Here is an 8,227-nt window from a genome sequence, read left to right as displayed (position 1 = left end):
TTTAATCCACTGCTTTGCATAATGTATTCAATACGTGCTTTAGGTAAGCTTGGCTCTATAGGCACATACGCCCCGCCCACTTTTAAAATAGCCAGTAAACCAACCACCATTTCAACTGAGCGCTCAACCGCTATACCCACCGTATCTTCTGGCTGAACCCCTTGTGCTATTAAGTAATGCGCTAATTGATTTGCTCGTGCATTTAACACCTGATACGTTAACGTCTCATCTTCAAATACAAGGGCTATTGCATTCGGTGTGCTACGTGCTTGCTGCTCAATCAATTCATGAACAAGTGTGTCTTGTTCATAACTCGTCTCATTACTGCCTATGGCGAGTAATTGGTCGGTTTGTACGGGTGATATTGTTAAGTTACCAATCGCACATGACGGCTGATTAAGCATTTGTAGCAACAGGTAATTATAGTTTTCAAGTAAACTATTGGCTGTATGACTGTTAAATAATGCCGTTTGATAACTTAAGTTTATCTTCGCGTGGCTTTCTCCCATTAACACACTAAGCTCTAGCTCGAGTTTACTTGTTGTTGTTTCTACCATAATAGGCGATAACCTAATATCACCTATTTGTTCTGAAAGTGTTTCTTCTGTTTTGTAATCAAACAACACCTGAAATAAAGGGGAACGATTTGTACTTCTTGTGATATTAATATTTTCAAGTAACCAATCTAAAGGCAAGGTTTCTTGTTCTAACAAGTTCAATGTGTGATTACGAATATGCTCGATCAGTGCTTTTACTGAGTAAGCAGCATTGAGATCTGCTTTATAAATTTGCGTATTAACAAAAAATCCAACAATAGATTGTAACTCTGCTTGCTTTCTTGCTGCAGTAGGAACACCCACTGCAAATGAACCTTGGTTACTAAAACGAGACAGCAACACTTGCCAAGTCGCCAGTAATACCATAAAAGGTGTTACATCGTGTTTTTTGCAAAATACTTTTAACTGATTAACCGTGTTTTTCTCTAAGACAATAGCAGTGTTTTTTCCGGAAAAGCTTTGAAAATCGGGCCGTTGATGGTCGGTTGGTAAAGCAATCGGCTGAATATCTTCACTCAGGTAAGTTAGCCAATAATCTTTATTCGCTTGGCTGTTATCACTGGTTAAATACTCGTTTTGCCAATAAGCAAAATCTAAATACGAAATATCAAGCTCTGCTAATGTTTCACCTTGATAAGCCTTTGCTAAATCTTGCAAAATTATGCCATTTGACCAAGCATCTGATGCAATATGATGGTAGTCAATCAATAACACTGATTCACTTGCGTTAAGTGAAATTAGCGATGCACGTAATAGTTCTCCAGTAGTCAAATCAAAAGGTCGATTAAACCAAGATTTAACCTGTTCCTGCTCCAATAACTGTTCTGCATTATTACATGAGGTGTCTAAAGGAAGGGCTTCAAGCGTAAAAGCTTTATTTTCAATGATACGTTGTAAAGGCTGCCCGTTATTATCATGATATTGCGTTCTAAAAACAGCATGCTTATTGATTAATTGTTGAAAAGCATAGACAAGCTTATCGGTATTAAGCTGACCATGAAATAATAATGCTCTAGGCATATTATAAGCGATCATGGCTGGATCTAACTGTTGCAGCATCCAAAGGCGATATTGAGAAAAAGATAAAGGGCCTTCAATTTTATGTTGCTTTTTAATAGCAGAGTCATCCGTGTCATCAGCCCATAATAAAGCCAACATTTCTGGATCTAATTCTGATAATAATTCATCTGTCATTTTGTTATCCGCTTAACACCTCGGTCGAACCCGTTAAATTAACGGTGTAAAGGTATTATTTTCATAAGGTGAACATTAGTGCTGATTAATACTGATTAGATAAAAATCCATCTTGCATTAACGTCATATAAGACTGACGAATAAGAGCGAGCATTATTTAGTTTTTATTTAAAATATTTTTCTAAAATAAAAACGAATAGAAATACTTGGAATGTAATGATGGCAATTAAAAAGAATAACCTATTAGTCACCATCATTATTGGAGTTTTATTGATTTAATGCAGAAAACTTACTGCGTAAAGCCGCTTGTTGTTCGGGACTTAATTTAGCTAACGTTAATTGTGTTTGTGCGAGTTTACGTAACTTATTTACATCACTTGACTGTTTTTCTAAGGCTTTTTCAAGTTGAGCAATACTAGCATTATCAAATATGAAACCAGGCTCAATATCAATCAGCAGTAACTTGCGTAAACGGGTTACAAAACGAATCACCATTAAAGAGTCAGCACCTAAATCAAAAAAGCTACTGTTGACGCTAACTTTATCAATAGATAAAAGCTCCACCATTGTGTCTGCTAATAAGTTTTGTAATGGTGTGCTTGGTGCAATAAATTCATCATTAATCAATGATGATAATTGAGGTAATGACTGCTTATCAAGCTTACCATTCGCTAGCAATGGCCATGATGCTAATGCAATGATATGCTGAGGTACCATAGCATCAGTTAGTGTTGTACGAAGTTTGCTAAGTGCAATAGAATAATCACTGCTATTTAGTAAACCATGAGGTAAATCATTCGTTACAACATAAGCGAGTAATTGTGTTTGATTTCCTTGATGAATTAATTGTACCAACGCAGAATCAACGGTTAATGCGTTAATAATGCCCTGCTCAACTTCAGCAGGCTCAATACGAAAACCTCGTACTTTAATTTGTTGATCGCAACGTCCTGATAAATGAATACTATTATCAGGTAAATATCTCGCTAGGTCACCTGTAGGATACCAGCGCCCTGCAAAGTCTTCTAACTCGCAAAAACCTTGATCTGATGACTGCCCAACATAGCCTCTGGCCAATTGATTCCCACCAATATAAAGCTGCCCTAACTCACCAATAGCACATAATTTCTGTGCTTTATTTAGAATAATGACGTGGCTACCTGGTAAAACCGTGCTCAGCTTAGGCACTAAATCACGCGTATGCTTACTATTTTTATATGCATGAACCATAACGCCGATAGTGGCTTCTGATGGGCCATAATGATTATAAATTTGGCAATGAGGTAGCAACTGATATAACTTATTCAGTAAACCTGTTGAACACGCTTCTCCTCCTAAAATAAGCTTTTTAGGAAGATACTTAGGCTCTTCTTCTAACAGGGCTTGTAAATGTGTAGGCACTATTTTTAAACAATCAATCGCATTGTGCGTTAAAAATTGCTGAAAGTTGATACCATCGCTCAGCTCTTCATCACTTGCAATATGCAAGGTTGCACCATTATATAATGCGCCAAATAAACTGGTATTACCTAAATCGGCAGCAACAGTTGACGTTAATGCAAAGTGTTTGTTTTCAGTTAAATTAACTACCAGACTTATCGACTCACAATATTGACTCAGTTGCTGCTGCTCAATAATAACCCCTTTAGGCACACCAGTTGAACCTGATGTATAAATAACATAAGCAATATCATTCGCTTTCAGATCAGTAAATTGTGCTGTACTAGTTAAGCTATTCGATTCACTGATTGCCGAATTAATATCAATGAAAGCGATTGAACTTTCACCACTCTCAGTCACATATTCTTGCGTTAAGTTTGTTATGTATGAGTCTTGTGAAGATAAATTTTCTGCCAGTAAAACTAGTGTAGGCGCCGCATTTAGGTATATCGTTTTTTGTCTTTCTAATGGCCAAATAGGATCAATTGGAATATAACTAGCGCCAACTCTCATTACGGCAAGTAAGCTAATAATTAAATCAGCACTTCGTGGTAAACACAAAGCGACTTTATCTCCATGGCTCACGGCTTGATCCATTAACCACGTCGCCATTTTATCTATTTTTACAGTAAGATCTTGATAATTTATTGATTTTTCTTGATAACTTAACGCGATACTATCGCCTTGAGTAGCGGCATATGCATATATTTTCGCCAATACTTGTTTGGGTGCAATGTTTGATCCTTTATGCTCATTCATTGCCAATAATTGACTTTTTTCTTGGGCCGAAACTAACGATAAATCGTCTATTGAAACATCTAACTTACTTTCAATTAACGATAATATATGTAGATATTGTTGCATCAAAGTACTAACCGCTTGAGCACTATACGCTGAGCTCAAATAATGTAACTTAGCATACGCTTCATCATCATTATGGGATACATCCATTAACAACTCGAAATGCGCTAAACTTACTGTATAACTATGAAGAGTTAAATTATCATTATCAATGAAAAATGATTGAGTAAAACCAACAAGTAACTGGTTAGTTTCATAGTCATCATCAATGCTTTCTGCTCTTTGTATATGCTGATTAGCCGTATTACTGATTTTTTGAAGCCAATTAATTAGCGTTTCTTGTGGTTCATAACTTACATTAATCGGTAATGTTTGTTGATAAACACCTAATGCTCCTGCTAATTCTTCAAATTCAGTACGAGGATCGTAAGAAAAACCAGCAACGAATCCTGTTTCACCAATGATTTTAGTGATAGTTAACCACCAAGCAGCTTGTAACACATCATTTATTGTTACATCTGCTGTTTGTGCGCAATCTTTTAATGACTGCCATGTTGCACTAGGTATATGAGCAGGTGTTGATAATACGCTTGCTTGCTCGTTAATTTCCTTTGGCAAGCGATACGGTAAATGGTTATGGTATGAAGCAGGATCAATTGTCATAACATATTGTTGCCAGTAAGCTCTTCCTTCAATACCTTCGTCACTTTCAAGTGTATCTTGTTGCCACTCTAAATATTGAGGAAACTGTAAAAACTCTTCTTCAGGAAAATCATTTTGCAAAGCGTCGCTTAATGCTTCAGCCAAGCTTAGTAGGCTATTAGCGTCAGCCACTAGCGCAGCAACACGTAATACCAATAACTGACTATTATCATGCTGGGTAATGCATAACACTTGTAAAACTTTTCCTTGCGTTAGGCATATATCAATTGGGTGTTGTAGTAATAATTCCGCCATATTCGTTGCTGATTGACAAATAACACGTTCAACCGCTATTGGCGATGACACTATTGTAGGAAACTGCCTAAGGCCTTTATAACCGTCAGCAGTTTTACATGATGCGGTTAAACAAAAATGCGCATTTACTAGATTCGTTAATTGCTTTTGTATTTCACTTTCCGAATGCGATACGGTTAAGCTAATGGCAACTTGATGATATAAGGCAGTAGATTCTGCCCCCATAAATGCTCGTTGTGATGCACTTAACGCGATACCATCAGGGTATGCTTCGATAAATTCTTGGTTCATGATGATACCTCTGATGAATTGTTATTTGTATTTAACTTAGTGTAATCAATCGTGCTTAAATGGTTTTTAGTGATTATATCTCCCATAGCAACCACAATTTTTCTAGCCCCTTCATAAGGGTCACGGGCATGTGCCGCAAGCATATTATCAAGCATGATCACATCGCCTTTTTGCCAATCAAACCTGATAGCACACGCTTCATACGTTTGCCCAACAATATCCATTTCTTCATCACTAATAGTACTGCCGTCACCGAAGTAAACATTTCTTGGCAAGTATTCTTCAGTTACAAGCGTTAATAAATCACGTCGAATATCAGGTTCTAAGCAAGAACTATGATGAAGCTGCACCTGATTAAAGAATGACTTTTCGCCTGAAATAGGATGCTTAATAACAGCAGGGCAATATGTGCGTGTTTGTAAACCGTCATTGTCTAACCATTGATAGCTAATACCTGCTTCATCCAAACGTTTTTCGACAACATCTTTTGATTCCGTTTTATAGAAATGTTGCCAACTAACATCTAAATTTTTGTTAAATGTACGAACATATAACAAACCTTTACGCTCAAATTTTTCAAGTAGGTTTTCAGGTAACCGTTTTAGCATCTCTCGACAATCCACAATGGGTGTTGCACCGCCTACAGGTGAAGGTAGTTCACAATAAAACCACTGTTTCCTTGGCCAGCACTCTAAATGTGCACTTTCATTATGATAAAGAATCATTTGCTTTTCAGGGTATGGTGTTGAACGATATGTATTTTTACCACCTTCTTTTTTAGGTAAATCACCATAAGAACCATGCAGCCCAGGTAAAATCGCTTCGGCAAAGCTTTCAAAAGCTTGTGGTGAGTCAATGTCAAAACCACGAAAAATAATGCCGCCATTTTTCAGTAATGTACTATCAATAAAGTTTCTATTTTTTCCCGCCCAATTAACCGGATCAAGCCCAGCTGATGTGGGCTGGATCATAATAGGGAAAATAGCATCGTCAGCCAATAATGTGCTTTTTACTGGCGCTTTAGCTTTAGGCTTTTTCGCTATTGGGCCTTTTTTTAATTTAGAAAACTTAGATAAACGAGATGTTTTTTCCACCGTTTGCATTTCCTTTTTAAAGGTATTAATTAATTGTGTGTTCGTCACATTTTCATTATTCAAAATTTCATCAATCAAACGTTGCCAAAACACGGCCAACTTTTGCATTTTGTCAGCGTTATATAAATCACTTTTGTACACCCAGTTAGCATGTAGTTCGTTACCTTTTAATGTTAAAAACATGGCTGAATCAAACTTACTGCTGGTAACTTCATTAGGTAAAATACGTAACTGAATATCATCTATTGGCCACGTGATATCGGGCGTGTTTTGTAATACAAATAATTGTTGAATTAACGGTGCTATATTCGGCTGTCTTAAACAGTTAGCGCTTTCAATAATCTTTTCATAAGGCAACCACTGGTTATCGTTTATATTAAAGAGGTTTTGCTGAGCTCTTTGTAAGATTTCAGATATAGGTTGCTCGTTACCTACTAAAGATCGCACAGGCACTACGTTTACAAAAAAACCAATCAATGATTGCAATTCTTGTTGCTCTCGTCCGGCCATATCAGTTCCAACGACAATATCTTTTTGATCTAACAAAGCATGTAGAAACAACTGGTAACTTGTTAGCAATAAGGTATAAAGCGAAACATTATTGTTAAGTGCTAACGCTTTTAATGCTTCTGTTTTTGTCTCATTAAAGCTAAACGAAATACTTTCACCAGTAGTTGATTTTTTATCTGTTCTAGGAATGTGAACAGGTAAGCTGCTATTACTTACTACATTGTTTAGGTATTGCTGCCAAAAGCTACTGGTTGAAGCTAATGCTGGGCTGCGCATTAAATTATGTTGCCATACAGAAAAGTCTAAATAGTGAATAGGAAGTTCAGGCCAGCTAGGTACCTTATCAAGCAGTAATGCCTGATACGCATCGCCAAGCTCTTTTACCAAAATAGAAATTGACCAACCGTCACTAATAATATGATGCATACTAACCAATACTTGCACAGTATTTTCATGGTGAGAAATAAGTGCTGCCCGTAATAATGGCGCTTGGGTTAACGTAAAAGGTTTTGCATAAAACTGTTGAACAATGTCATCGGCTATTTTACTTTTTTCGTCAACAGCTATAGTACTTAGATCATGGCGTTGAATATCAATAGACGCTATAGCAGCTTTATGAACAACAGGGTTTTCGTCATGTTCAATAAAAGCAAGGCTAAACACTTCGTGTCGTTCAATGACTAAATTAAATGCTTGGATTAAACGTTCAATATCAATCGAGCCGCTTAATTCAACACTTCCTGTAATATTATATGCGCTTTTATCTCGATCAGACGCAGCCAATTTATCTGCTGTCCACAAACTGGTTTGAGCTAATGAAAGCGGCATATATTGTTCCCGTGAAACCGCTTGCAATTTAGGTAAAGGCACCAGATCCAGTGGCTCCTTTTCCGTATTTATTATTATTTTATTCAACAGTTGAATGGTTTGATTTTCAAAAACATCTCGAATAGTTAAATGACAACCAAGCGATTGATTTATTTGGCTAATTAAACGTAAACTCGTAATTGAGTCTCCACCCAATGCAAAGAAATTATCATGCCGCCCTACTTGCTCAACTCCCAATACCTCTTGCCAAATACCCGCAAGGGCAACTTCGGTCTCACCCTCAGGTGCTTCATACGTATTGATGTTGGCTAATTCAGGCGCAGGTAACGCCTTTCTATCCACCTTGCCATTGGGTGTTAACGGGAGTCCATCCAATACCACTATGATCCCTGGCACCATATAATCAGGCAGGCTTTCATGTAATGCCCTTTGAATGCGTTGTGTTTCTAAGGGAGTTTGGGTACCTGCTGTCGCTGACACATAAGCCACTAATCGCTCACTGCCTTGATGGGACTGTGCAACCACTACCGCTTCATGAATGTCCTCTTGCTGTAG

At 37.3% G+C, this 8,227-nt stretch carries 3 protein-coding genes; all 3 read right to left on the bottom strand.

The window, feature by feature from the left end; translation table 11 throughout:
- A partial coding sequence (locus tag J3L16_RS15395; RefSeq protein WP_207613956.1) for a condensation domain-containing protein occupies window positions 1-1,751 on the bottom strand: 1,751 nt, incomplete at its 3' end.
- 267 nt (window positions 1,752-2,018) lie between these two features.
- Window positions 2,019-5,240: an amino acid adenylation domain-containing protein gene (locus tag J3L16_RS15390; protein ID WP_207613954.1), complete on the bottom strand. Its 3,222-nt coding sequence runs from the start codon at window positions 5,238-5,240 to the stop codon at window positions 2,019-2,021.
- A partial coding sequence (locus tag J3L16_RS15385; RefSeq protein WP_207613951.1) for a condensation domain-containing protein occupies window positions 5,237-8,227 on the bottom strand: 2,991 nt, incomplete at its 5' end. The genes J3L16_RS15385 and J3L16_RS15390, both read right to left, overlap by 4 nt.

The sequence above is a fragment of the Alteromonas sp. 5E99-2 genome (genome assembly GCF_017368475.1).
Lineage (GTDB): Bacteria > Pseudomonadota > Gammaproteobacteria > Enterobacterales > Alteromonadaceae > Alteromonas_F.
Note: the sequence above shows the minus strand (reverse complement) of the source record. Positions and strands in the feature narration are given on the sequence as shown.